The 20,140-nt window shown below is 59.5% G+C and carries 20 protein-coding genes, 1 tRNA gene and 1 pseudogene; 8 read left to right on the plus strand and 14 right to left on the minus strand.

Annotation, left to right across the window (positions count from 1 at the left end; genetic code table 11):
* Positions 1–6: 6 nt before the first annotated feature.
* The 4 genes from PL640_RS16850 to PL640_RS16865 form a co-directional block, all read right to left on the minus strand.
* Positions 7–1,365, minus strand: coding sequence for a multicopper oxidase family protein (locus tag PL640_RS16850; protein ID WP_271362722.1), 1,359 nt, complete (start codon positions 1,363–1,365; stop codon positions 7–9).
* A 14-nt stretch (positions 1,366–1,379) separates the two neighbouring features.
* Complete coding sequence (locus tag PL640_RS16855; protein WP_271362723.1) at positions 1,380–2,840, minus strand: TolC family protein; 1,461 nt, start codon at positions 2,838–2,840, stop codon at positions 1,380–1,382.
* Positions 2,840–3,064, minus strand: coding sequence for a hypothetical protein (locus tag PL640_RS16860; RefSeq protein ID WP_271362724.1), 225 nt, complete (start codon positions 3,062–3,064; stop codon positions 2,840–2,842). The genes PL640_RS16855 and PL640_RS16860 overlap by 1 nt, the downstream gene beginning before the upstream one ends.
* Positions 3,065–3,150: 86 nt before the next feature.
* Positions 3,151–3,513, minus strand: a complete 363-nt coding sequence (locus PL640_RS16865; RefSeq protein ID WP_237681434.1) for a hypothetical protein — start codon at positions 3,511–3,513, stop codon at positions 3,151–3,153.
* A 65-nt stretch (positions 3,514–3,578) separates the two neighbouring features.
* Here PL640_RS16865 and PL640_RS16870 point away from each other — a divergent pair, with 65 nt between their 5' ends.
* Entirely contained in the window at positions 3,579–3,977 is a 399-nt protein-coding gene (locus PL640_RS16870) for a hypothetical protein (RefSeq protein WP_271362725.1), read from the plus strand.
* A 6-nt stretch (positions 3,978–3,983) separates the two neighbouring features.
* On the opposite strand, the gene PL640_RS16875 is transcribed toward PL640_RS16870, so the two are convergent.
* The 3 genes from PL640_RS16875 to PL640_RS16885 all read right to left on the minus strand — a co-directional run bounded on the left by PL640_RS16875 (position 3,984) and on the right by PL640_RS16885 (position 6,482).
* The gene (locus PL640_RS16875) at positions 3,984–4,916 is read right to left on the minus strand and encodes a hypothetical protein (RefSeq protein WP_271362726.1); all 933 of its coding nucleotides are present in this window, start codon (positions 4,914–4,916) and stop codon (positions 3,984–3,986) included.
* 119 nt (positions 4,917–5,035) lie between these two features.
* Positions 5,036–5,935: an AraC family transcriptional regulator gene (locus tag PL640_RS16880; RefSeq protein ID WP_271362848.1), complete on the minus strand. Its 900-nt coding sequence runs from the start codon at positions 5,933–5,935 to the stop codon at positions 5,036–5,038.
* 100 nt (positions 5,936–6,035) lie between these two features.
* Positions 6,036–6,482: an acetyltransferase gene (locus PL640_RS16885; protein WP_271362727.1), complete on the minus strand. Its 447-nt coding sequence runs from the start codon at positions 6,480–6,482 to the stop codon at positions 6,036–6,038.
* A gap of 303 nt (positions 6,483–6,785) precedes the next feature.
* On the opposite strand from PL640_RS16885, the pseudogene bioB reads away from it, so the two are divergent.
* The 5 genes and pseudogenes from bioB to PL640_RS16910 form a co-directional block, all read left to right on the plus strand.
* Positions 6,786–7,736: pseudogene (gene bioB, locus PL640_RS16890) on the plus strand (biotin synthase BioB); the annotation flags it as partial.
* Positions 7,733–8,878 carry an 8-amino-7-oxononanoate synthase gene (locus PL640_RS16895; RefSeq protein ID WP_271362728.1) on the plus strand — a complete coding sequence of 382 codons (1,146 nt, stop codon included), beginning with the start codon at positions 7,733–7,735 and terminating at the stop codon, positions 8,876–8,878. The pseudogene bioB and the gene PL640_RS16895, both read left to right, overlap by 4 nt.
* Complete coding sequence (gene bioD, locus PL640_RS16900) at positions 8,875–9,513, plus strand: dethiobiotin synthase (protein ID WP_271362730.1); 639 nt, start codon at positions 8,875–8,877, stop codon at positions 9,511–9,513. Before PL640_RS16895 ends, bioD begins: the two co-directional genes overlap by 4 nt.
* A complete protein-coding gene (locus tag PL640_RS16905) occupies positions 9,510–10,772 on the plus strand; it encodes an adenosylmethionine--8-amino-7-oxononanoate transaminase (protein ID WP_271362731.1) in 1,263 nt (420 codons plus the stop codon). The genes bioD and PL640_RS16905 overlap by 4 nt, the downstream gene beginning before the upstream one ends.
* Positions 10,773–10,817: 45 nt before the next feature.
* Positions 10,818–11,804, plus strand: a complete 987-nt coding sequence (locus PL640_RS16910) for a beta-ketoacyl-ACP synthase III (RefSeq protein WP_271362732.1) — start codon at positions 10,818–10,820, stop codon at positions 11,802–11,804.
* Between the two features lie 71 nt (positions 11,805–11,875).
* Here the strand turns inward: PL640_RS16910 and PL640_RS16915 are convergent.
* Positions 11,876–11,949, minus strand: a tRNA-Gln gene (locus PL640_RS16915).
* A gap of 122 nt (positions 11,950–12,071) precedes the next feature.
* On the minus strand, positions 12,072–12,509 hold the full coding sequence (locus PL640_RS16920) for an Lrp/AsnC family transcriptional regulator (protein WP_065116260.1): 438 nt from the start codon (positions 12,507–12,509) through the stop codon (positions 12,072–12,074).
* A 130-nt stretch (positions 12,510–12,639) separates the two neighbouring features.
* Here PL640_RS16920 and rocF point away from each other — a divergent pair, with 130 nt between their 5' ends.
* A complete protein-coding gene (gene rocF, locus PL640_RS16925; protein WP_271362733.1) occupies positions 12,640–13,560 on the plus strand; it encodes an arginase in 921 nt (306 codons plus the stop codon).
* Between the two features lie 13 nt (positions 13,561–13,573).
* Entirely contained in the window at positions 13,574–14,629 is a 1,056-nt protein-coding gene (locus PL640_RS16930) for an ornithine cyclodeaminase (RefSeq protein ID WP_271362735.1), read from the plus strand.
* Between the two features lie 28 nt (positions 14,630–14,657).
* On the opposite strand, the gene PL640_RS16935 is transcribed toward PL640_RS16930, so the two are convergent.
* The 5 genes from PL640_RS16935 to PL640_RS16955 form a co-directional block, all read right to left on the minus strand.
* Positions 14,658–15,542 carry a DMT family transporter gene (locus tag PL640_RS16935; RefSeq protein WP_271362850.1) on the minus strand — a complete coding sequence of 295 codons (885 nt, stop codon included), beginning with the start codon at positions 15,540–15,542 and terminating at the stop codon, positions 14,658–14,660.
* A gap of 248 nt (positions 15,543–15,790) precedes the next feature.
* Entirely contained in the window at positions 15,791–16,783 is a 993-nt protein-coding gene (gene iolG / locus PL640_RS16940; protein WP_142842518.1) for an inositol 2-dehydrogenase, read from the minus strand.
* Positions 16,784–17,015: 232 nt separating this feature from the next.
* Positions 17,016–18,266, minus strand: coding sequence for an adenylate/guanylate cyclase domain-containing protein (locus PL640_RS16945; RefSeq protein WP_142842517.1), 1,251 nt, complete (start codon positions 18,264–18,266; stop codon positions 17,016–17,018).
* Between the two features lie 232 nt (positions 18,267–18,498).
* Positions 18,499–18,729: a helix-turn-helix domain-containing protein gene (locus PL640_RS16950; RefSeq protein ID WP_046801638.1), complete on the minus strand. Its 231-nt coding sequence runs from the start codon at positions 18,727–18,729 to the stop codon at positions 18,499–18,501.
* Positions 18,730–18,987: 258 nt separating this feature from the next.
* Positions 18,988–20,103: an RHE_PE00001 family protein gene (locus PL640_RS16955; protein ID WP_271362736.1), complete on the minus strand. Its 1,116-nt coding sequence runs from the start codon at positions 20,101–20,103 to the stop codon at positions 18,988–18,990.
* Between the last annotated feature and the right edge of the window lie 37 nt (positions 20,104–20,140).

Below are 20,140 nucleotides of genomic sequence, written 5' to 3' on the forward strand. Positions count from 1 at the left end.
TGATGATCAGCCATGGTTCGAATGGGCCGATGGGGGCTGTGTGCTTGCATCTTTGGCTTTGGGTGCGTCGGGCAGGTTGCCCGTCCACTCAAAGGCCTGTGTGCCGGGCGGGTTTTCATACCAGCCCGGATCGGCGTAATCGCCCGCGGAGATACCTTCGCGGACCTTCACCACCGAGAACATGCCGCCCATTTCGATGGGGCCGTGCGGACCCCAACCGGTCATCATGGGCACGGTGTTTTCGGGTATCTCCATCGACATTTCGGCCATGTCAGCCATGCCGGCAGTGCCCATCGGCATGTATTCGGGGCGGATCTGCCGGATTTTCTTGGCGACTTCCTTTTTGTCGACGCCGATGAATGTCGGGATTTCGTGACCCATGGCGTTCATGGTGTGGTGCGACTTGTGGCAGTGGATCGCCCAGTCGCCCTCATATTTGGCGTCGAACTCGTAAGCGCGCATCGCGCCGACGGGAATGTCGATGCTGACTTCCGGCCAGCGCGCCTCGGGCCGCACCCAGCCGCCATCGGTGCAGGTGACCTCGAAGTCGTAACCATGCATGTGGATCGGATGATTGGTCATGGTCAGGTTGCCGACCCGCACCCGCACCCTGTCATTTTTCGACACGACCAGCGGATCGATGCCGGGAAAGACACGGCTGTTCCAGGTCCAGAGATTGAAATCGGTCATCTCCATGACACGGGGCACGTAAGTTCCCGGGTCGATGTCGAAGGCGCTGAGGAGAAACACGAAGTCCCGGTCCACCGGCATGAATGCCGGGTCCTTGGGATGCACGACGAAGAAGCCCATCATCCCCATGGCCATCTGCACCATTTCGTCGGAATGCGGGTGGTACATGAAGGTGCCGGATTTCACGAGATCGAACTCGTAAACGAAGGTTTTGCCAACCGGAATATGCGGCTGCGACAGGCCGCCGACACCGTCCATGCCCGAAGGCAGGATCATGCCGTGCCAGTGAACGGTCGTATGTTCGGGCAATTTGTTGGTGACGAAGATACGCACCCGGTCACCCTCCACAGCTTCGATGGTCGGGCCGGGGGATTGGCCGTTGTAACCCCATAGATAGGCGGTCATGCCTTCGGCCATCTCGCGTTCCACCGGTTCGGCGACGAGGTGGAATTCCTTGACGCCGTTGTTCATCCGGAAGGGCAGTGTCCATCCGTTGAGGGTGACGACCGGGTTGTAATCCGGGCCGGTTGAGGGGCGGGTGGGTGCCTGGGTCGCAGCGCCTTCCATGCTGGCTGCTTCCGGCAGGCCCATATTGGACGTTTGCGCCCAGGTTTTGGAGGAGACGAGCGCTGCGCCGGCGGCACCTGCTCCAAGCAATTGTCTTCTGCTGAACATTCCCGTTTCCTTTCTCAATGACCGCCGCCTGCCGGCGCTTCGGCCGATGCGACTTCGGTTTCGGCCGCGGCACTGCCCGTGCTTCCGCCATAGATGACGGGGGCAAGGTTGGCTTCGGCCAGCCAGAAGTCGCGCTTGGCGTTGACTGCGAGGATGGTGGATTCGATTTTTTCGCGGGTATCGGCGATCAGCTCGAAGGTGCTGGTAATCATGCCGTTATAGGACAGCAGCGATTGCTCCTCGATCGCGCTGCGCAGGGGCAGGACATTGTTGCGGTAGTGGCGCGCAATGTCGTAATTCGACCTGTAGGCCAGATGGGCGGAACGGGCCTGCGAACGGATGTCGACGGCCAGCCCGGCCAGCTGGTTGGCCGCCCGCATATAGGCGAGTTCGCCCTTGCGCAGACGCGCCTGCCCGGAATCGAAGATCGGGATCGTGAAGGACAGCGAGCCGGTTCTTGCAATGTCCGAACGGGTGGCACCGTCCTCGCGCTCGCGTTCCTTCTCCCAGTTTCCGGCCAGCTCGATATCGGTGACGATGCGGGTGGCGTCTTCCAGGCGATAGGATTGCGCGGTTGCCTGCAATTCCAAGCGGGCGACCTGCAAATCCATGCGTTTGTGAATTGCTTCCGCCTCGATATCGTTGCGCGCTATCAGCGTCTTCGGCAAGGAAGGAAGCCGGTTCGGTATCTGGAATTCGGCGTCCGTGCCGGAAAGCCCCATCAGCCGGATCAGCTCTTCCTTGGCGAGTTTCGCTGCCAGTCGCGCCTTTGCCGTTTCTCCCGTCAGTTCGGCATAGAACACATGCTCGCGGGCCTGATTGGCCTTGGGCATCGAGCCCGCTTCACCGATCTTTTTCGCAAGTTCCGAAGAGGCGTCGGCTGCGACCTTTGCCTGGTTGAGATAGGCGACGTTTTCCCAGGCGGCCACGGCGTTGATCCATGCCCGGCGGGTTTCCGCGGCAAGCGATACGGTGGCGATCGCCGCATTGACCTGCGCCTGGCGGAAGCGCGTATCCGCCAGCCTGATATTCTTGTCATAGGTCGCCAAAGCGAGAATATTGGCGGTGACGGCTCCTTCAAGCACGCGATACATGCCAAGCCCGGGCGTTCCGATGCCGTTCAGGCTGACGGAAAAGGTCGGAAAGACGGAGAGTTGCGTCTGCCAGGCGTCGGCAGCGCTGTCTCCAAGATCCGCATAGGATGCCTGCAGCCCCTTGTTGTTCAGCAATGCAACCTGAACGGCGGTTTCGACGTCGATGGTCTTTTTGGCCATCAGCGCCTTGACGCGGTCGCGCACCACCTGTGCCTGCTGCTGGTTCTGCACCCAGACAGTCTGCTTTCCGGTTGCCTCGGCGCTTTTCAGCGTTGCATCGGCAAAGCCCGCATCCTTGGCGGCATAATCGGTCGTAACACAGCCTGCCGCGATGAGAGGAAACAGAAGGGAGGATACCAGTCTGATAGGACGTATGATCATCACGCGCCTCCCTTTGCCGGCGCCTGTGCATCGTTCAGACCACGCCAAGGTTTCGGATCGACGGGAACGCGGTGCGTGTAAGCTCCGATCGGGTTTTGATAGGGAATGGGCCTGACGCTGGAGACAGTGTCGGGGCTGTCGGTCGATACGACGACTTCAGGTAAGGTGGCTGCGCATCCGCCCGCAAAAAGCGGCAGGGCAACCACCAGGAACAAACGTTTCATGGTGAAAATCCGGGAATAAGATCATGATTGCTCCGGCACGCTCACGCATGCAGGTGCAGGAAAGCCCGCAAAGCGGTTCCGGATATTCAGATATTAGGGGGGCGTTGAAGCTTCGGTGCCAGACCGGCGGCATGCGTATCGTCGATAAACGCACGCAGGGAAATGACGGTCGGATGGCTCAGGGATGAAGAGGGGCACGGGATGGCCGCGACACCACAATAATCCTGGCAGCAGGAATTCTTCGATTTTTCCTTGCTGGCGTGGTCGTGTTGATCGGCGTGGTCGCCGTGATCCTGAACGGCGGCGTCATGGTGACCCCTTCCAGCCGAATGATCGTTCTCGATCTGGGAGATCGGGACGTCGTTTTCGGCATGCATTGCGGCATTGACGGTGGAAACGCTGTAGCCCGCCAGTGACAGTACCATCACCAGCCTGAACAACAGGGCCATCAATTTCGATGCTCGCAACATCCCATTCATGCGCTGTAGAAGAGCCGCAGTCCTGAAATTTGTCAATGGGTATCGCCCATAACCATCAACAAATACATTGGGCTCTACCGATCCAGCGCAACGATGCCCATCTCCAGTGTCTTTCCTGCCCAGAGCCCGCTCATGACGGTCTTCGTAAAACGACGGTCCGCAACTGTGAAGTTCTCCCCGAGAAAAAGCAGTCGTCTCTGCTGGGAAATTTCGCTGACAAGAAACTTCGACAGCGGTTTCTGCAGCAATTCATCATGGGGCGGCAATTTCCGCTTTGCCGAAAAAGCGGCCAGAAACCCCCATCACCGAAAGGTGACGACAGGATTGGCGGCAAAGCGCATCCGGAAGAGGACGGTGCGCTTCCAGTGCGCGCGCCAGACGAAGGTCATGATGGTCCAGAGCAGGGTGAATTCGGTTCGCGATTACGACCGTAACCGTTCTTAGAAAATCTCCATGAACGCGTCGTCGAGAATAAGTAGCTTGCGCGCCTGTGTGCGGGCATATTCCTCGTAAAACCCCTGTGAGATCCAGAGGGCGGAACGGCCCCGCTGCCCGGTCCAGCCGATGCCACCGATCATTTCGGCCGCCGCAAGTTTGCGGCTGACATGGGTCCGCGACAGTGAAAGCGATTGCGCCAGTTGTGAGGCCGTCTTCACATCCGTCAGGTGCCTGCCATGTTCAAGAGGGCTCTCCCAGTCGATACCGGCAATCAGGCGGTCCATCAGCAAGCCGCCCGCATCGAACCAGTTGAAGATGATGGAAAGCGGGCCGGGGCAGCGCACCTCCGGATTGGATAACAGCGCCTGTGCCACGCGAGGATGGATATGTGCGAGCATGGTTTGGGACCCTTCGATGAAGCGTGAGGCCCTCAACCCCTCGTCGATAAGGTCCAGTGCCTGAAAATGGACGTCATACCAATGGGCGAGCATCGCCAGCGTCAATGGTGAGGGTGCTACGCCATCGACCCTGTCGCTGTCGGATTGGGTCACCGGTCTCGTCAGCCCGCGTTTCAGCGCCTGCTTGAAGAAAGTGTAGGCACCCTCGTGGCTGGCGAGGCCGTTCTTCAGCGCCAGCTGTGCGAAATCCTCGCGGGTCAGGAAGGGTTCTCCCGTTTCCGTCTCGCCGATGCTGCGCTTCTGGAAATAAAGCCCCACCAGCGCGTGGCAGAGAAGCCTGCTCTGACGTGTGGCGAAAAGCGCGGTCATCTCGGGTGAGCCTTCATAAAGGCTTATGAAGCTCCCGGCCAACAGGCGCAACGCGGCCGTGAAAGATGCGGTTTGAACCAGCGCGTCGATTTCGTTCAGGGGTGGCCTGCTGCCCCTCGTGGCATTATCCGGCAGCCGGGAAATCGCAAAATCGAAAAAATTGGTCATGGCGCGCGCTCCTCGAATTGCCGGCATCACCTCTCTATGGAGGTGCATGGATTGAACGATCCATGGGCCTTACAGGGGCGGGGATGAGGCGTCTTCTCATTGCGCGCAGAGGCGAAATTTTAAACTGCGGGTGGGCCCATGAGGCGGGCATCGCCCGGCGCCATGCCATAGGCGGCGGCAAACACCCGGTAGAAGGTGGCGAGGCTGTCGAAACCGCAGCCATGCGCAATCTGTATGATCGGCAAGGCGGGAAATTCCAGCAGCAGCCGTTTTGCCTCCTCGATCCGCATGGCGGACAGGGTGCGGGAAAATGACAGTTCCGCGCCTTCGAACACGACGTGTAATTGCCGCAGTGAAATTCCCAGTTCTTTCGCCACTGCGGCGGGCGTGAGGTTTTGGCGGGATTTTTTCCGCATCATGATGTCCTGGGCCGCGTAACAAAGCCCGGTTCGAAGGGCGGCGCGCACCTCCGGCATGGCGGGAGAAAGCCGCCCGCGCGCCGTCATCGCAAGCCGGGTAATGTGGGTCACATCGCGGGCGGGATTGATGAGCCGGCCATGATCGGCATTCAGCGCGTTGAAGAGCGCCCGGAACGGCCGGGAGAAGGCGGCATTGTCCGCATAACGGGCCGCAAACAGGTCATAGGTCGTCTGGCCGAGCATGACCTCGTAATCGACGGGGATTTTGAGCATCCGGAAATGAAAATGGTCTTCGCCGCCCGGTATGCCGGCATAAGGCAGATCCGAATGGTTGATGGTGATATCGCCACCGCCGACGGCATGAACCCGGTCCCTGCCCGTATAGAGCAGCCCGGAACCCCTGATCTGCAGGCCGATGCAGAGGCTGTCGCCGGCAATGCGGGCAATGTCGGCTTCCGTGCGATCAACCCGGTAGGAGGAGGCGCGCATCTCGCTCACGACGGCGTTGGCGATGGCGCGCGCCTGAAATGATCCCTGAAAACGATGTCGGCGATCCCGCGCAAGCTCGATCGTTACGCCAAACAGGCTTTTGCCGCGCACCTCGCGCCATTGGTCGAAACGGTGCTCGGGCAGGAAATCGTCGGTTGCGAAGCGGATGATGGTATTCGTGACCTGGTCCTCCCCGACGATCCCCGGCGGCCTATTTTTCTGTTGCGCGAAATCGAAGATGAACGAGCGGGTAGGGCCGCCCCTGTCCGTCAAGATCGGAGCGGCCTGTCGGCTCGAAACCCAGCTTGCGGTAAAAGCCCATGGCCTCGATGTTCTGTTCGTTGACATCGGTGGTCAGCTGCGGATGCGCGGCAATGGCCGCCTGCACCAGCGCCTTGCCGATGCCTTTGCCGTGATGATCCGGATCGATGAAAAGCGCCTCCATGTGCCCTTCATGCAGAAACATGAAGCCGAGCGGGTCATCCGAAGCATCGACCGCAAGCGTCAGGGGCATTTGCGGGAGGAAGGCTTTGACTTCCTCTCCGATCGCGGCGCGATCCGCCGGAAGAAGGAAGCCGTGGGTGGCATCGACGGCCCGGCTCCATATGTCGAGGATGCGGGTTGTGTCGCGGGTGGTGGAGGGGCGAAGTGTGATCATGTCCCACCCTTAGCAATTGCGATCTTTTCACGCCATGGGGCCGCCTTCATCTTTTTCGCGAGCACCTTTGCGGTCGATGAATTTCCGGGGCTGAAGCGGTCGATTTTTAGCTCCGCTGTCGAGCCGGATTAACGGGGCAGAGAATTTTCGCGAAAAAAGCGCTTGCAAAAACAGCGATAAAAAAAATAGATAAAAAGGAGTTCTATCTATTTATTTTAAAGGAGAGGCTGTCAAATGGATCAGATGGTTGCGCCAATCGCCCGAAATCAGGCCAAAATTCCTACGGCTGCGGCAAGCTCGGCACTCGAAGAAGCAAAAATTATCTATAATTTACCGTTTAACGATCTGCTTTTCCAAGCTCAACAGGTGCATCGCCGTCATTTCGATGCCAATGCCATCCAGATGAGCAGGCTCCTATCCATCAAAACGGGTGGATGCCCCGAGGATTGCAGTTACTGCAGCCAATCCGCCCGCAACCCGACGGGTCTGAAGGCCTCCAAGCTCATGGAAGTGGAGCGGGTGTTGGCGGAGGCGCGCAAGGCGAAGGAAGGTGGGGCGACGCGTTATTGCATGGGTGCAGCCTGGCGCAACCCCAAGGAACGCGACATGGAGGCGGTGGTGGCCATGGTCGAGGGCGTCAAGGCTCTGGGTATGGAGACCTGCATGACGCTCGGCATGCTGACGCCGGAGCAATCCGAACGGCTCGCCGATGCCGGGCTCGATTATTACAATCATAATGTCGATACCTCCGAGCGCTTTTATTCGCAGATCATCACTACCCGCACTTTTGAAGATCGGCTGGAAACGCTCGCCAATGTCCGCGATGCGGGTATCAAGGTCTGTGCCGGCGGCATTCTCGGCATGGGGGAAACGGTCGAGGACCGTATTTCGATGCTGGTGACGCTCGCCAATCTGCCGGTTCCACCGGAAAGCGTTCCGATCAACATGCTGATCCCGATCCCCGGTTCGAAGCTTGCCGACGCCGATCCTGTCGACCCGATCGATTTTGTCCGCACCATCGCACTGGCGCGAATCCTGATGCCGCGTTCGCATGTGCGGCTTTCCGCCGGGCGCACCGAGATGAGCGACGAAACGCAGGCGCTCTGTTTTCTGGCCGGAGCCAATTCCATTTTCGTCGGTGAAACGCTGCTGACGGCCGATAATCCGGGTGAGGATCACGATACGGCACTGTTCCGGCGTCTGGGTCTTAAGCCGATGGAGTTGCAGCCTGCACAATCGGGAGAGGGCCGGTGAACGCATCGGCACTCTCCGCTTACGAGGTGAAACTTGCCGGTCTGCACCGCAAATCGCGGCTACGGGCGCTCTCTCCCCATGAGGGGATCGATTTCACCTCCAACGACTATCTCGCGCTTGCCGATGCACCCCGTCTGAAGGCGGCGATGACCGACGCAATCGAAAGGGGCGTGCCGGTTGGTGCCGGCGGCTCACGCTTGCTTCGCGGTAACCACCCGGAACATGAGGCGCTGGAGGCGGAGGCAGCAGCGTTTTTCGGCACGGAAAAAACGATCTATTTTGGCAGCGGTTTCGCCGCCAATGTCGCACTTTTTTCCACCTTGCCGCTGCGGGACGATCTTGTGCTCTACGATGCGCTGATCCATGCGAGCGTGCATGATGGTATCGCGGCCGGCAAGGCACAGGCGCTCGCCGTGCCGCATAACGAGGTCGGGGCATTCGAGCGGGAAATAAGCTGCTGGCGTCAGGCTGGCGGTCGTGGACGGCCGTGGATCGCGGTTGAAAGCCTTTATTCCATGGATGGCGACCGGGCGCCGCTTGCCGATCTTGCCGGTATTGCTGAACGGCATGGCGGTTTTCTTGTGGTCGATGAGGCGCATGCCACCGGCGTTTTCGGACCCGGTGGTCGTGGCCTTGCGGCAGAACTGGAAGGGCGGGGCAATGTGGTGGCGCTGCACACCTGCGGCAAGGCGCTTGGCCTTTCCGGCGCACTTCTGAGCTTGCCTTCGGTTCTTGCCGACTACCTCATCAACCGCGCCCGGGGCTTCATCTATTCCACCGCGCCTTCGCCGCTGATGGCGGCGGCGGTGCGGGAAGCCTTGTTGATCATCGCCGAGGAAGGTTGGCGGCAGTCGCGGCTGGCGGAACTGATAAATTTTGCCGGTAACGAACTAAACTCCCGGCTCGGGGTCACACCCAGCGGTTCGCAGATCATGCCGGTGATGATCGGTGACAACGCCCGTTCGCTCGGCATAGCTGCGCACCTGCGTGAAAGCGGTTTCGACGTACGGGCGATCCGCCCGCCGACGGTGCCGGAGGGAACGGCGCGCCTGCGTCTTTCCATCACGCTGAATGTGGATGAGAGCCAGATTGCCGATATGGTCGGGCAGCTTGCCTTCGCATTGAAGGAGGAACGGGCATGAGCCTTCGTTTCGTCATTTCCGGCACCGATACGGGCATCGGCAAGACGGTTTTTGCCGCAGCGCTTACCCACGCCCTGCAGGCTTCCTACTGGAAGCCGGTCCAGTCCGGGCTGGAAGAAGAGACGGACAGCGAGACAGTGGAGCGGCTGGGTGGTGCGCCGCGCACCCGCATCCTGCCGGAAGCCTATCGTCTCAAAACGCCGGCCTCGCCGCATCTTTCGGCGCGTCTCGAGAATGTGACGATCGATCCCGCACTCCTGCAACTACCGGAAACGGAGGGGCCGCTGGTAATTGAAGGGGCGGGCGGGCTTCTGGTGCCGTTGACCGACAGATTGCTGTTTGCCGATATCTTCGCCGGCTGGCAAATCCCGCTGATCCTTTGCGCCAGAACTGCGCTCGGCACCATTAACCACACGCTGCTGTCGCTTGAAGCGCTGCGGTTACGGGCCATTCCGGTGCATGGTCTGGTTTTCATCGGCGACGAGCACGCAGAAAATGAGCGTATCATCACCGATATCGGCGGGGGTCGTGCGCTCGGCCGTCTGCCGCATCTGCCTCAGATGACCGCCGGGGCGCTGCATCAGGCTTTCGCCCGGCAATTTAATCCTGCCGATTTTCTGGAGGTGACGGCATGAGCCCTTCGCCCATCTGGCATCCCTTCACCCAGCACGGGCTGGAGCCGCCGATGAAACGCATCGTGTCGACGCAGAGTGCCTATCTCGTCGATGAGGACGGTACTCGGCTGTTCGATGCAATTTCATCCTGGTGGGTCATCACCCATGGTCACCGGCACCCGGCGATCATGGCCGCCATCCGTGCCGCGGCGGAGGCCTTCGATCAGGTGATTTTTGCGGAATTTTCCCACGAGCCTGCCGAGACGCTGGCAAGAGGGCTGATCGACATTGCCCCCGCCGGGCTGGAACATGTGTTTTATTCCGATAGCGGCTCGACCGCAGTGGAAGTGGCACTGAAAATGGCGCTCGGTTATTTCCATAATCGCGGAGAAAAGCGCGATCGCATCGTGGTGATGGAACATGGCTATCATGGCGATACGATCGGCACCATGTCCACCGGCGAACGTGGCGTGTTCAATGCCGCTTACGAGCCGCTGCTCTTCGGTGTCGACCGTCTGGCTTTTCCGGAACAGGGCAGCGCGCAGGCCACCCTCGACATGTTTGAGCATTTCTGCCGTTCAGGCCGTGTAGCTGCCCTGTTGATTGAGCCGCTGGTGCTGGGTGCCGGCGGCATGAAGATGTATGGCGCAGATGTTCTGGCCGGGCTGAAACAGATTGCCGAACGCCATGGCTGCCTGTTCATTGCCGATGAGGTGATGACCGGCTGGGGCCGGACCGGAAGTCTTTTCGCATGCGAGCAAGCCGGAATTTCTCCGGATATTCTGTGCACGTCGAAGGGCCTGACCGGCGGTTCCCTGCCGCTGGCGGCCACGCTGTGCAGCGGCGATATCTTCGATGCGCATTTTTCGACCGACCGCCGCAAGACCTTTTTCCATTCGAGTTCCTACACCGCCAATCCGATTGCCTGCGCCGCTGCCGTCGCCAATCTCCAGGTCTGGCGGGATGAACCGGTGGCGCAGCGTATCGGGCAACTGGAACAGATGCTGGGGGACCATCTGCGGCGCTTTGCCGAAGACAGACGTTTCACCAATATCCGGCAGGCGGGCACCATAGCTGCACTCGATCTCGTGGCACCTTCCGATGGTTATCTCGCCGAAGCGGGACCGCGTATGCGGGGCCTGTTTCGCGAGCGCGGGCTTGTCATCCGTCCGCTTGGCAACGTGGTTTATCTTATGCCCCCCTATTGTTCGACACCAGACGATCTGGCCCGTGCCTTCGACGCCATCGATGAGGTGGCCTCGATTGTGACCGAAGCGTGAGACCGGATATCCGCACCCTCAAAGATACTCTTGAAAGACCAGACAATGCAGATACTTTCTTCGCGCATGGCCGGTTTTGGACATGCCGTTCCGGGGCGGTGCGTCGGCAATGACGAGATCGAGGCGCGCCTTGGGCTGGAGTCCGGCTGGATCGAGCGGCGAACCGGCATCCTCAGGCGTTATTGGGCGGAGGAGGGCGATACGCTCAGCGGCCTTGCCGCCGAGGCCGGCCGCATGGCGCTGGAAGATGCGGAAATCGCCCCGGACGATATCGCGCTCACACTGCTGGCAACTTCCACGCCGGACCACCTCTTGCCGCCTTCCGCACCGCTGCTTGCCTATCGGCTGGGTCTGGCGCAATCGGGCGGCATCGATCTCGCCGGCGCCTGTTCCGGCTTTCTTTATGCGCTCACCCTTGCCGATGGTTTTGTCCGCACCCATGGTCGCGCCGTGCTTGTCGTGGCGGCCAATATTCTGAGCCGCCGCATCAATCTTCGGGAAAGGGCGAGCGCTGTCCTTTTTGCCGATGCTGCCGGGGCGGTCGTGCTTGAACCGTGCCGGGAAGCGCAGCGTGGCCTGCTTTCGGCCGATCTGCGGTCTGATGGCAGCGGTTACGATCTGATCCGGATAGCCGCAGGCGGCAGCAGCCAGCCGTTCTCCGCTGACACGCCCACCGGGGAAACGCTGATGACGATGCGCGACGGCCGCGAGGTCTTCTCCCGCGCCGTGGCGTTGATGACCCGGACCTCACAGCGTGTGCTGCAACAGGCGGAGCTATCGGCGACGAATATCGACCGTTTCGTGCCTCATCAGGCCAATGCCCGCATGTTCGATGCCGTTTGCGACAATCTCGACATCGACCGGCAAAAAACCGTCCGCACGGTGGAGAGCTTCGGCAATTCCTCCGCCGCGACCATTCCGCTGTCGCTCTCCGTTGCCAATGCTGAAAGGCGCATCGTAAAGGGCGAGACGTTATTGCTCACCGCCGCAGGAGCCGGTTTGACCGGCGGGGCGATTGTTTATCGGCACTAGCGCGATAACAGTGCGCAGAACGAAACGCCAGATAAGCCAGCGGGTAGATGTTTGATTTTATTTGAAGAAATTGGCTGGGGAACCTGGATTCGAACCAAGATCGACGGAGTCAGAGTCCGCTGTTCTACCATTGAACTATTCCCCAAAAGCGTGAAGCGCGTGGCGCGTTCGCTTTGGTGGGTCGTCATATAGATGATTTATGCCGAGGCGCAAGTCGAAAAAATCGAAAAATGCGTTTTCACCCCTCTTTTGCGTTTCATCCCCGGATCAGAGCCTTGCGCGGGTGGAACGCGGGGTGGAAAGCAGCAGGCTGGTCTCGCTGCCGGTGATGCCGGGCACCAGGCGGATGCGGCGCAGCACGGCGTCGAAATCGCTGAGTGTGGCGGCGTTGAGTTCCACGATCAGGTCCCAGCGGCCATTGGTGGTGTGTATCTCGGATATTTCCGGGAAGCCGCCAAGGGTGCGGATGACGCGGTCCGTCACATGGCCTTCAATCTCGATCATCATGATACCGCGAATTGCCGCCTCCACCGCATCGGCACGCAGGATGACGGTGTAACCGATGATGGTGCCGTCGTTTTCCATTCTTTCGATGCGGGAGCGAACCGTGGCGCGCGAGGTTTCCGTCTCCACCGCCAGATCGGAAATGCTGCGTCTGCCGTTGTGACGCAGAAGGGTGACGAGCCGTTCGTCGAGATTGTCCATGATTACCAGTTTGATAAAGTGATTTTGCCAGATTGATAGTTCATTTCGATAATCTTGCCAATATTTGATGTTCAATCCGCCATATCTCTATGGTTTAGTGATGGTGTTGGTTGGGAAAGCGAGGACGGGAATGGATATCAGGCTTATTGGTGCACCTCTGCAGATCGGAGCAGGGCAATTGGGATGCGAAATGGGACCGAGCGCCTATCGCATTGCCGGTCTCATGCGTGCGCTGGAGGATCTGGGGCACCGGGTGGTCGATACCGGCAACGTGACGCCGGCGCCGCTCAAGGAATTTCACCACCCCAACCCGGCTGTGCATCATCTGGAAGAAACCGTGGCCTGGACCGAGGCGCTGACGGAGGCGGCCTATCGCGAGAGTGCGGATGCCGTGCCGATCTTTCTTGGCGGCGACCATGCGATTTCGGCAGGAACCGTGGCTGGCATGGCGCGGCGGGTTGCCGAGACGGGCCGGCCGTTTTTCGTACTCTGGCTTGATGCCCATACCGATTATCACACGCTGGAGACGACACGCAGCGGCAATCTGCATGGCACGCCCGTTGCCTATTTTAGCGGCCATGACGGTTTTGCCGGTTATTTCCCGCCGCTCTCCCATGCCGTGCCGGAAGAAAATATCGGCATGATCGGTATCCGCAGCGTCGATCCCGCCGAAAGGGCGGCGCTGGAAAAGAGCGGCATCACGGTGCACGACATGCGCTCGATAGACGAGCACGGCGTTGCGGTTCTGCTGCGCGAATTTCTCGCCCGCGTTGAGGCGGTAAATGGTTTGCTGCATGTCAGCCTCGATGTCGATTTTCTCGAGCCGTCGATTGCGCCTGCGGTCGGCACCACCGTTCCGGGCGGCGCGACGTTCCGCGAAGCGCATCTGGTGATGGAAATGCTGCATGATAGCGGGCTGGTCTGCAGTCTCGATCTGGTGGAACTCAACCCGTTTCTCGATGAGCGCGGCAGGACGGCGACCCTCATGGTCGATCTCGCTGCAAGCCTGATGGGCAAGCGGGTCATGGACCGCCCGACGCGGGCAGGCTGAAAGGGGTGATGTGATGACCGTGATACCGAACCTCAATATCGTTCCCTTCGTCAGCGTCGACCATATGATGAAGCTCATTCTGCGGGTGGGAATCGACACCTTCCTGCGTGAGCTTGCCGATGTGGTGGAGGAGGATTTCCGCCGCTGGGAGAGCTTCGACAAGACGCCACGCATCGCCTCACATTCGAAGGAGGGCGTCATCGAGCTGATGCCGACCAGCGATGGCACGCTATACGGCTTCAAATATGTCAACGGCCATCCGAAGAACATGAAGGAAGGCCGCCAGACGGTGACGGCCTTCGGCGTGCTTTCCGATGTGGGTAACGGCTATCCGCTGCTTCTGACTGAAATGACGATCCTGACGGCGCTGCGCACTGCCGCTACTTCGGCCGTTGCCGCCAGGCATCTTGCCCGCCCCAATTCCCGCTCCATGGCCATCATCGGCAATGGTGCCCAGAGCGAGTTCCAGGCGCGCGCTTTCAAGGCAATCCTTGGCATCGACACGTTGCGGCTTTTTGATATCGATCGGTCGGCCAGCGAAAAATGCGCCCGCAATCTTGGCGGACAGGGTTTCGCCATCGAAATCTGCGACAGCGCTGAGGAGGCGGTGGAAGGCGCGGATATCATCACGACAGTCACCGCTGACAAGCAATATGCGACGATCCTGACCGACAACATGGTCGGCCCCGGCATTCATATCAATGCCGTCGGCGGTGATTGTCCGGGCAAGACGGAACTGCACCGGGATATCCTGCTGCGATCCGATATTTTCGTCGAATATCCGCCGCAGACGCGTATTGAAGGCGAAATCCAGCAATTGCCGGCGGATTATGCCGTGACCGAGTTATGGCAGGTCATTGCCGGCGAAAAACAGGGCCGGACCGGCGAGAGGCAGATCACCCTGTTCGACAGCGTCGGCTTTGCAACGGAAGATTTCTCCGCGCTGCGTTACGTGCGCTCGAAACTGCCGGGCACCGGTCTTTATGCGGAGCTGGATCTCCTGGCCGATCCGGATGAGCCACGCGATCTATTCGGCATGTTGCTGCGTTGTGAGGCGGCTCTCGCCTGAGAGGACAGATTTAAGGTGGAGCTGGCGCTCAGCCGGCTCCCGCGCTTTTCTTCCGGCCAACCACATGTTCCCGCCAGATGGTGAAGAGGCCGGCGGCAATGACGATTGCCGCGCCCATAACCATGTTTGACGTCACGACCTCGCCATAGATGGTGACGCCGATGATGGAAACGAGCACGAGCTGGTAATAGGAGAAAGGCTGCACGGAAGCTGCATCCGCCAGTTCGAACGCTTTTATCAGGCAATAATGACCGCTCATGCCGGTAATGCAGAGCGCCAGCATCCATCCCCAGTCATAGGGGGCGAGGCTGACCCAATAAAACGGCCCGACCAGCGTCAGCGCTGCTGCACCGGCCACACCGGTGTAGAAAAAGCTCGTCATTGCCGTATCGCTCCGGCTGCCGAGGCGGGTGAGCACGCCGTAAAGCGCCAGCATGAACGCGGCGATGAAGGTTATGATCAGGCTGTTGTCGAAACCTTCGCCATCCGGCTTCAGGATGACGAGAACCCCGATGAAGCCGACAAAAATGGCGCACCAGCGTCGCCAGCCAACCTTTTCGCCAAGCAGCGGTACGGAAAGTGCAGCGACGATAAGCGGCGCGGAAGCGATGATCGAGTGGCTGTGCGCCAGCCCGACAATGGCGAAAGAGAAGATCGAAAAAACGATCTGTACCGCCAGCAGAACGCCGCGGCCGATCTGCAGCCACGGACGGTTGGCCATGACCGCACCCCGGATGCCGCCCGCCGACCTTGCGGCCATCAATAGAACGAAGACGGCAAAGGCCCAGTAGCGTAGCATGGCGATGAAGACGGGCGGATAGGCGCTACCCAGATGTTTCGAGATGCCATCTTGCGCCGCAAATATCGTGAAGGCGACAAGCGCATAAAGAAAACCGGTCTTGGGTGATGGCATGAAAAAACCGCTGTCCGGCTGCGTGCCGGCAAAAGAGGATTCGGCGTGAATGAGGTGGGTAACAGCCATATGTTACGGCCGCACCTTGTCAGACAACCTTATTTTCCGAATAGCTGCCATGCAAGTCCGGCGGCTGCCTTTTTGACAGGCAGCCTGTTTCCGTAGGCGCGGGGAATAATCGGCTTTTCTCAAAAAAAGCCGGAAAACTCACCCTCGGGCCAAACCCGAGGGTGACGATGAGACCGGCTTCAGCCGATTGTCACGGCCGTCTTGGAGGTCGCGGATTTCAGGGCGGCATCGGCCAGTTTCAGCGCGATCAGACCGTCCTTGATGGAGGGCGACGGCGCGACGTTATTCTCGATGCTGTCGATGAAAGCGGTAATTTCCGCCGCATAGGCCGCCGTGTAACGCGTCATGAAGAAATCATGCAGCGGCGGGCGGGTATAACCGTCGGCATTGGCGATCTCGATGGAGACCGGACGCTGGTTTTCGGCCGCTGCCGAACCGAGAGAACCATGCACTTCGATACGCTGGTCATAACCATAGGTCGCGCGGCGGGAATTCGAAATCACCGCCTGCCTGCCGCTTTTCGTCGTCAGAATGATGCTGGCGCTGTCGAAATCACCAAGCGCGCCGATTTCCGGATTGACGAGAACCGAACCGGTGGCAAACACGCTGTCCACTTCTTCGCCCAGCAGGAAGCGGGCCATGTCGAAATCATGAATGGTCATGTCGCGGAAGATGCCGCCGGAAACCTTGATATATTCAGCAGGCGGCGGGCCGGGGTCGCGGCTGGTGATGGTAACCATTTCCACCTTGCCGATGCGGCCATCTTCGATTGCCTTATGCACGGCCTGAAAATGCGGGTCAAAACGGCGGTTGAAACCGAGCATCACCTTCGCGCCGGTTTCTTCAACCACCTTGGCGCAGGCTTCCGCGCGGGCGACATCGAGATCAACGGGCTTTTCGCAGAAGATGGCCTTGCCGGCGCGGGCGAAACGCTCGATCAGGTCGGCATGGGTGTTGGTCGGCGTGCAGATGATGACGGCGTCGATCGTTTTGTCGGCCAGAACCTCGTCGATCGTGCTGACCTTGCACTGCGCTTCGCGGGCAATTGCTTCCGCGGCACCGGCCATGGCGTCGACAACGGCCACCAGCTGCGCACGGCTATCGGTGGTGATCGCCTTGGCGTGGACCTTGCCGATCCGTCCAGCGCCGAGCAGTGCCAATTTCGTAACCATCTTTCCTCCGGTTCCTCACACCCGCCCTCACTCCCGGAGAGACAGAATATGAATGCAAACAATGTTTCGATATGGAATATATGTTCCATTTTGCTAGATCGACATCGGAGGCGTGTCAAGCGTTTTGACAGCGGCAGGCACGGCCGAAATCATTCGCCCCTGGAGGTCACTGGATGTGGTCGCTGATCATGCCGAAAGGCAGGTTGAGCCGAAGCCCAAACGCTGCCTGGCGTCAATTGGTGGAAGGTATCTGCACGGCATTCTGGGGAAGCGCATATACCTCGACTGGCGTTTCAAGGCCGCGCAGCAGCCATGGACCCAGATTTTCCAGCCTGTCCCCATTTCCTGCCATACGAACGAATTCCTCGGAAAACAGCACGTTGCGGCCGGTTTCCTTGGTCAGCGTTTCCAGCCGCGAGGCGATGTTGACGGCGGGGCCGATGACAGTGAAATCGAGGCGGGTTTTTGAGCCGATATTGCCGTACATGACATCGCCGACATGCACGCCGATGCCGTAACCCAGGGGATCATGACCCTTCTGGCAATTGATCTCATTGAGGGCAACAAGACCCTTTTGCGCGCTGGCGATGGCTTTCAGCAGGTTTTCACAGGCCTGCGGATCGCTGAGCGGAAAAATCGCCAGCAGCCCGTCACCCATGAATTTCAGGATTTCACCGCCGAATTCTTCAATGGGGTCGCACATGGCGTCGAAATAGCCGTTTAGAAGCTCGATCACGTCATCGCGCGGCCAAAGGTCGGAAATATGGGTGAAATTGCGCAGGTCGCAGATCAGGATCGCCGCGCCCACCGTTATGCCGCTACCGCGTGTCGTGGCGCCGTTGAGAATTTTCTCGCCCGCATGCGGACCCACATAAGTTTCCAAAAGCGTGCGCGTCATGCGGTTTTTGAGGCGTATTTCACTGACCAGCGCCAAAGCCGGCAGCAGGTTTTTAAGGGCGGCGATTTCGCTGTCGGAAAAACCGCCCGGCTGGTCACTGGAGAATGTCGCGACATGGCGCTTTCCGAAAGTGTGCTCGATCGGCCAGGCGCAATAATCCGTCAGCCCTTCGGCCCGCAGCTCGTCATAGATCGTATAACCGGGTTCATCGATGTCATCGCCATTCAGCCGGTGACGGACTTCCGTCGCACCCTGGTGGATGTCGTTGATGGGGCTGTTGAGATATTCGGGCGTGCTTTCCGAGCCGTAACCATAGGTGGCGATTTCGGCGGTGGGCATGCCGGCTTTCCACAATATCCGCGCGCCAAGCCATTGCGGGTGGCGGATGCGGAAAGCGAGAACGCCCCTTGCGATGGAGATTCCGCTTGCCCGCAGCCTGTCGCAAAGCTCCACGAATATCTCGTCGATAAAACGCTCGTCCTTGGTGCCGGTCACGAGCCAGTCGAGAATTTCGGTCTTCTCTGCCGGCCACAATTCATCCAATGCTGAAGAAACCCGTTCTTCGGTGTTAAGACTGAGTGTCATGGCAGGATTCCGGAGATTGTTGCTGTTATCGCACGGGCAGGGCGCATGCCGAATTTCATCGAACATGGTCGCTCGTGAACCCCATGTGGTGCCGGATAACAAAAATGTTAAGAGAGGACTTCGGAAAATCTTCCGGAAGATATTTGCGGCCTCGGGCCACGCGCGCCGCCCGGATGTTCTCTTGAACATCGTCCCCGGCGGCGCTGAGATTTTTCGTGATCGCTAAGGGCGATCAGATAACGGTTTCGACAGGAATATGCAGGGCAGCGGCAACGCGTCTGATACGCGATGGATCGCTGTCCGTGCCGTCTTCCAGTGCGTGGATTTCGGTGGTGGTGAGACCGCAGGTGACAGCAAGCTGTTCGACCGTATAGCCGGCGAGCGTGCGCGCGGTCAGGACCTTTTTGGCAAAAGGAGCATCGGTTTCGTGATCGGAATTAAGTTCTGAGACTGAAATTGTCATTATTGCATCTCCCTGATGATGGACACTTAAATGCGGGCGGCAAGGAAAAGTTGCCGGGGGCCGAATGCGACCGCGTTGCCGGAGAAGAAATCGTGCTGCAACGCAGCGAGGAACATAGACGCTTCGCCCACCTACGCAATAGTTAAATTTTGTTAAGATTCGTGATCGCCGCATTCCTGCGGCATTTTTCGTGGTGGAAACGGCCGGACGACAGGCACTTTTCCAGTTTCGGGCAGGCTGTATTTCAAAATGCCAGGCTTAAAGCATGCCCCAGGCGCGGAAACGGCCGCGACCCGTAACTTCCCGCAATTCCAGCTGATTGGCGAGCCCGATTGCACCCTGCGGCGTGGTGCCGAGTTCCTTGACGATCATTGCCGCAGAGACCACCGGCCGGGAAACCACCAGCTCCACCAGTTCCGGCAAACGTGATGATGAGCGCCGGCCGGTGAGCTTGCGCATCATGCGATCCCGCGCGTGGGTCAGCCGGTCATGTTCTTTCAGACTGGTCTGGGCCGCCTCGTAAAAACTGTCCAGAAGGGCGAGCAGCCGCTGTGTCTGGTTTCTGGCGTGTCGGCGCTCGCGCGGAACGGTGCGAAGACCGGCGCTGAGCGCCGGCAGGTGATCGGGCGTCACGGCTCCCTCACGCAGAAAAGCGGCGGCCAGAAGCCGGCCGAGCCAGGGGCTGCGTTGTAACACCTCGATCATGTTCCACGCATCGAGCAGAATGGCGGTGCGAAGGATAGTTGGCAGTTCTGCCGTCCTTGCATGCAGTTCCAGCCATTCTTTCAGCCGTTGATCCTCGTCCCAGTCAGGCTCGTTGATGATCGGATGGCCTTCCTGCCGCTGGTTCACGGGCGCGGGCATGTTACCGGCGGTAATCGCCTCAAGCGTCGCGGAGCTTCGCGCCAGCAGCGCATCCAGTTCGGAGAAAGCCCCGTCCAGCAATGCTTCCCCATCCGTCCCGCTCTCTTCGCTGCGGGTGTGATCCCCGGTTTCCCGGGGAGGTGACACCTCGTCGGCTGCAAGTGTGGCTCTGCCCCGTAATCTGGAAAGGCCGGGCGCAGTGAAAGCCCAGCCGGCGGCATTGGAAAAGATCAGCCGCCTCGACCGCAAGATCCGGTGCGCCGCCGTCATCTCGTGGGTAGGCGCGCGCACGTCCATATGGGCGTCATGCAGGACCAGATCTTCCATATGGACGAGTTCGCCATCGACCCACATGGAGGAAATCGCATCGGTGAAATCCTGCCTTTCGATGAAGCCGTGTTTCATCGGCGAGCGGCTGATCCGCTCGTCCAGCCGCGCCAGCGCTTCGCCTGCACGGGTGGCGGCGATGAGAAGCTTTTCGATCTGGATGTCCGATATATCATAAATCATTGATATTTTTTAGTTTGAGCGCGCACGGCTTACAAGA

Origin of the sequence: Agrobacterium sp. ST15.16.024, from assembly GCF_027956545.1 — a bacterium.
Taxonomy (GTDB): domain Bacteria; phylum Pseudomonadota; class Alphaproteobacteria; order Rhizobiales; family Rhizobiaceae; genus Agrobacterium; species Agrobacterium cucumeris.

Excerpts from the sequence above, each read along its gene's own strand:
- PL640_RS16875 (WP_271362726.1), bottom strand. The coding sequence starts at position 4,916 with ATGACCAATTTTTTCGATTTTGCGATTTCCCGGCTGCCGGATAATGCC.
- PL640_RS16860 (WP_271362724.1), bottom strand. The coding sequence starts at position 3,064 with ATGAAACGTTTGTTCCTGGTGGTTGCCCTGCCGCTTTTTGCGGGCGGA.
- PL640_RS16910 (WP_271362732.1), top strand. The coding sequence starts at position 10,818 with ATGCAGATACTTTCTTCGCGCATGGCCGGTTTTGGACATGCCGTTCCG.
- PL640_RS16935 (WP_271362850.1), bottom strand. The coding sequence starts at position 15,542 with ATGCCATCACCCAAGACCGGTTTTCTTTATGCGCTTGTCGCCTTCACG.
- PL640_RS16930 (WP_271362735.1), top strand. The coding sequence starts at position 13,574 with ATGACCGTGATACCGAACCTCAATATCGTTCCCTTCGTCAGCGTCGAC.
- PL640_RS16870 (WP_271362725.1), top strand. The coding sequence starts at position 3,579 with ATGGGTATCGCCCATAACCATCAACAAATACATTGGGCTCTACCGATC.
- rocF (WP_271362733.1), top strand. The coding sequence starts at position 12,640 with ATGGATATCAGGCTTATTGGTGCACCTCTGCAGATCGGAGCAGGGCAA.
- PL640_RS16945 (WP_142842517.1), bottom strand. The coding sequence starts at position 18,266 with ATGACACTCAGTCTTAACACCGAAGAACGGGTTTCTTCAGCATTGGAT.
- PL640_RS16950 (WP_046801638.1), bottom strand. The coding sequence starts at position 18,729 with ATGACAATTTCAGTCTCAGAACTTAATTCCGATCACGAAACCGATGCT.
- bioD (WP_271362730.1), top strand. The coding sequence starts at position 8,875 with ATGAGCCTTCGTTTCGTCATTTCCGGCACCGATACGGGCATCGGCAAG.
- PL640_RS16850 (WP_271362722.1), bottom strand. The coding sequence starts at position 1,365 with ATGTTCAGCAGAAGACAATTGCTTGGAGCAGGTGCCGCCGGCGCAGCG.
- PL640_RS16865 (WP_237681434.1), bottom strand. The coding sequence starts at position 3,513 with ATGGCCCTGTTGTTCAGGCTGGTGATGGTACTGTCACTGGCGGGCTAC.
- PL640_RS16885 (WP_271362727.1), bottom strand. The coding sequence starts at position 6,482 with ATGATCACACTTCGCCCCTCCACCACCCGCGACACAACCCGCATCCTC.
- iolG (WP_142842518.1), bottom strand. The coding sequence starts at position 16,783 with ATGGTTACGAAATTGGCACTGCTCGGCGCTGGACGGATCGGCAAGGTC.
- PL640_RS16855 (WP_271362723.1), bottom strand. The coding sequence starts at position 2,840 with ATGATCATACGTCCTATCAGACTGGTATCCTCCCTTCTGTTTCCTCTC.
- PL640_RS16920 (WP_065116260.1), bottom strand. The coding sequence starts at position 12,509 with ATGGACAATCTCGACGAACGGCTCGTCACCCTTCTGCGTCACAACGGC.
- PL640_RS16905 (WP_271362731.1), top strand. The coding sequence starts at position 9,510 with ATGAGCCCTTCGCCCATCTGGCATCCCTTCACCCAGCACGGGCTGGAG.
- PL640_RS16955 (WP_271362736.1), bottom strand. The coding sequence starts at position 20,103 with ATGATTTATGATATATCGGACATCCAGATCGAAAAGCTTCTCATCGCC.